Origin of the sequence: Psychrobacter sp. TB20-MNA-CIBAN-0197, assembly GCF_040309765.1 — a bacterium.
In the GTDB taxonomy this organism is placed as follows: Bacteria; Pseudomonadota; Gammaproteobacteria; order Pseudomonadales; family Moraxellaceae; genus Psychrobacter; species Psychrobacter submarinus.
The window spans coordinates 1-2,324 of record NZ_JBEOPC010000058.1 but is presented as its reverse complement, the minus strand read 5'-3'; the positions used below and the strand labels follow the sequence as shown (position 1 = coordinate 2,324).

At 45.8% G+C, this 2,324-nt stretch carries 1 protein-coding gene; it reads left to right on the top strand.

The window, feature by feature from the left end:
* On the top strand, nucleotides 1-2,324 hold a 2,324-nt coding region (locus AAEY83_RS12545), incomplete at both ends, for a Calx-beta domain-containing protein (RefSeq protein ID WP_351059217.1).

Genomic DNA, 2,324 nt, shown 5'->3' with positions numbered 1-2,324 from the left:
GTTGATGCAGATAGCGGTGATGTGCTAGATAGCTCTAAGCTTGAGATCACAGTTAACGCAGTTGCAGTGGTTGTTAATCTGGGAGTTACGAAAGCTGAGGCGATTGAGACCACAGACAACAGTGACACGCTTGAATTTGCAGTTACTCAAGCGTTCAAGAGCGATAAAGACACCACGGTTAAAGTACAACTAGACAAGGTTGGCAGCGCCGGTATCACGGCAAGTGATATTGCAAGCATCACTTATACAGATGCAACAGGTGAGGTGACCCTAACAGACCCATCTGCTATTGAAAGCTTCTTAACCAATGGTGCAGCCGTTGTGATAACAGCGGGCAGTAAAGAGGTGCCAGTTGTCTTTGAAATTGCAGACGACAGTGTTTATGAAGGACAAGAGACACTAACCTTAAATATTAGTGATGCCCGTAATGATAATGGTGCAAGCATTGGTGATAATGCTCAGTCAGGTACTATTAATGATGAAGATGGCACAGACCCTCTAAATCCACTAGATAGCGTCACGGTATCTATCGTAGATACGATTGATACGGTTAATGAAGGCGATACTGGCAGCTTCCTAGTTGAATTGCGTGACGCTAATGGTGATCTGATTAACGCGATTACCGATGTCACTGTAGAAGTGACTTATAGTGGTGTTGCTGCAAACGGTGATGACTTCACTGGCAGCGCGACAGTGACAATCCCAGCAGGTTCAAGTAGCTTTAATCTTGACTTGCAGACCCTTGCAGATAACCTAGTTGAAGGCGATGAGATTGTAAATATCACTATCTCAAATCCGCAAGGTGGCGGCTTTGAAGCCATTGAGGTTGATGCCAACGCTGACACTGCAGACATGACCATTGTTGATATAGACACAGCTGAGATTACTGTGGGTGATGCGGTGGCCGTTGAAGGTGGAGACTTAGTTCATACCATCACCATCTCAACACCAAGTGATAAAGCTGAGACGTATGTCTTTAGCATTACTGAAGGTACAGCGACTGAAGGCGCTGACTACACCAATGCGCCCGTCTTTAGCAACCCAGACATTGTTTATGACCAAGCTGCCGGCACTATCACCGTACCAGCGGGCGTTACTGAATTTACGGTTAGCTATCCAACCATTGATGACAACATTGCTGATGATGGTGAGACCACCACAGTAACTGTTGACGGTAAGACTGGCACAGGCACCATCAACGACGAAGATGGCACAGATCCTATGAATCCGGTAGAGGGTGTGACTGTTTCTATCGTAGACAATGTTGACACTGTTAACGAAGGTGACACTGGTAGCTTCCTAGTTGAATTGCGCGACGCTAATGGCGATGTGATTAACGCGATTACCGATATCACTGTAGAAGTGACTTATAGTGGCGTTGCTGCAAACGGTGATGACTTCACTGGCAGCGCGACAGTGACAATCCCAGCAGGTTCAAGCTCAGCGCCTCTTGATTTAGTAACGATTCAAGATCAGCTGTCAGAGGGTGATGAGATTGTGAATATCACTATCTCAAATCCGCAAGGTGGCGGCTTTGAAGCCATTGAGGTTGATGCTAACTCTGACACAGCAGACATGACCATTATTGATGGAGATAAGTCTGTTGTTGATATCAACGCAACGAAAGAGACAGCGATTGAGGGTGTAGACAACACCTTGATCTTCACTGTATCACAGCAAACAAAGAGTGACTCAGACACCACAGTACTTGTAAAACTAAATCAAACAGATAGTAATATCGAGCCGCAAGACATTTATGCTATTAGCTATACTAAAGCTGATGGCACACCAGTGACCTTAACGGATCCTGTTGATATTGCTTACTTCCTGAAGAATGGTGATACGGTTACTATTCCAGCCGGTCAAGACAAAGCACCTGTAATTACAGTGATTGTTGCAGACGATGCTATCTATGAGAAATCAGAAGACATGGTGCTTGAGATCAGTAACCCTGTCTCTGCAGGTAATGGCATTGTTGAGATTGGTCAAGCATCTGACACGGGTACCATTTATGATGAAGACCGAGACCAACAAGGTGATCAGCTAGGCGACTTTAATGATGGTGATGAGACGGAAGTTACCGATCAAGGTCAGCCAGTTGACGGCAATCTATTAGGCAACGCGTCTGAGACAGATGCTGACATCACGTTGAACGTTAATAATGTTCAAGTAGACATTGATGGTGATGGCACCCCTGATGAGATTACTGTTGGCACACCAGTTGATATCGTTGACGCTGATGACAATCCGGTAGGCTCTCTAACAGTGAGCCCTGATGGCAGCTACACCTTCACGCCAGATGGCGACTTTACCGGTGACGTTCC